This is a genomic window from Desulfocastanea catecholica, assembly GCF_054657295.1.
Genome location: NZ_BAAHYZ010000102.1, coordinates 1 through 1,110 on the forward strand (window position 1 = coordinate 1; position 1,110 = coordinate 1,110).

General features: G+C 54.2%; 1 protein-coding gene. It reads right to left on the reverse strand.

The window, feature by feature from the left end; all coding sequences use genetic code 11:
- Positions 1 to 5 precede the first annotated feature (5 nt).
- Positions 6 to 1,052, reverse strand: coding sequence for an IS1595 family transposase (locus ACYQ8U_RS23030; protein WP_459947899.1), 1,047 nt, complete (start codon positions 1,050 to 1,052; stop codon positions 6 to 8).
- Between the last annotated feature and the right edge of the window lie 58 nt (positions 1,053 to 1,110).

Here is a 1,110-nt window from a genome sequence, read left to right on the forward strand (position 1 = left end):
TATGCCTATCCGGTTAGCACAGGCTCGTCTGGTTCCACTGGATTCGACGATGGCTGTGCGCTTTTGTAAAAGTCCCTGTTGGTCTGCGATTCCACTCGGGCGGCTATTTTTAGAACACTATCGAAACCCACCATTGGCCAAAACCTCCGGTTAAATCGGAAAACGAATTCATTGAGATAGCCCTGCAAGTGCGCCGGGCTGACTCCGTGGTGCGTTCCCAATAGCCAAGCATCAAGATTTCCAAATACAATGTGGATCATTGGGAGATGCTGTGCCGTCTTGGCTTGATCACCTTGGACTGGCACGGCTGTGTGGTTGTACCCCAGATTGTGCAAGTTATCGTAGCCAGTCCATCCATCGGTTCGTACTTCGGCTTTTTTCTGGACGTTGGCCAGAACCATCGGTTCCAGGGTTTCCTGCTTGCGGTTTGGAATCGTCTGGAGGCGCAACCTGCCCGCGATAAAACTGCGACCATGTCCTCCTCGGTGCTGCGGACGCTGTCCAGATGGCAGATTTGGATCAGAGCCTAAAGCTTTCTTCCGCGGGAGCACTTCTACCATGCCGACAACAAGCGTCTTGTGGTGCCGCCCTCGTCCTTCCCCCTGTGTTGCTCCACCAACGTATGTCTCGTCAACCTCGACTGGCCATTCAGCACCGATTCGATCTCGCTCTGGCCGAACCATAGCAGCACGCAACTTGTGTAGCATCAGAAACGCAGTCTCGTAGCGTTTGATGCCGAGTTGCCGTTGAAACTGCAAGGCACTCATACCAGGTGTCTGTGTCGTCACCAAGTACGCAGCCCAAAACCAGATCGGCAGGGACTGCCGCGTTTGGTGCATGACAGTGCCAGCTGTAAGACTAACCTGGTACCCGCACTCACGACATTCCAGCACGCGTGGTCTGACCTTGAGACGCCACGGTTCACCAACCTTACTACAGGAGGGGCATTCAAAACCTTCTGGCCACCGGATACGCTCCAGGTGGCGAGCGCAGGCCACCTCATCAGGGAAGAGATGCTGAAACTCCAACAGTGTCCGAGGGTAATTTGACATGCCCCGGATTCTAACCCAAATCGCAAACCTGTGTCAACCGGATAGGCATAGGACTAAC